Origin of the sequence: Streptosporangium amethystogenes (assembly GCF_000721075.1) — a bacterium.
Classification (GTDB): Bacteria; Actinomycetota; Actinomycetes; order Streptosporangiales; family Streptosporangiaceae; genus Streptosporangium; species Streptosporangium amethystogenes.
In genome coordinates this window covers 1-353 of record NZ_JOEQ01000172.1, presented here as the reverse complement: position 1 = coordinate 353, position 353 = coordinate 1, and the positions used below count along the sequence as shown (strand labels likewise).

Annotated in this window: 1 protein-coding gene; it reads right to left on the bottom strand. The window is 66.6% G+C overall.

Annotated elements, in window-relative coordinates; translation table 11 throughout:
- Positions 1–353, bottom strand: a 353-nt coding sequence (locus IG98_RS46310; protein WP_037973104.1) for a condensation domain-containing protein, incomplete at both ends; no start/stop codon positions are given.

The following is a 353-nucleotide window of genomic DNA, read 5'->3' as shown; positions in this document are numbered from 1 at the left end:
ATCTCGCTCAACCGCACATCCGGATCAGCGACCACCGACTCCAGCAACCGCCCGAACCGCACCACCATGTCCTCGACCGTCACCCGATCGAACAGATCGGCGGCGTACTCGACGACACCGGTCAGGCCATCGCCCGTCTCGGTCAGGGACATCAGCAGGTCGAACCTGGCGACACCGAGGTCCAGCGGCTCCTGCCGGATCTCCAGGCCGTCGACCTCCAGCACGGGGGCGGGGTTGTTCTGGAACGCCAGGGCCACCTGGAAGAGGGGGTGGCGGGCCATCGAACGAGCCGGAGCGACGATCTCCACCAACCGCTCGAACGGCAGATCCTGATGACCGTACGCCGCCAGATC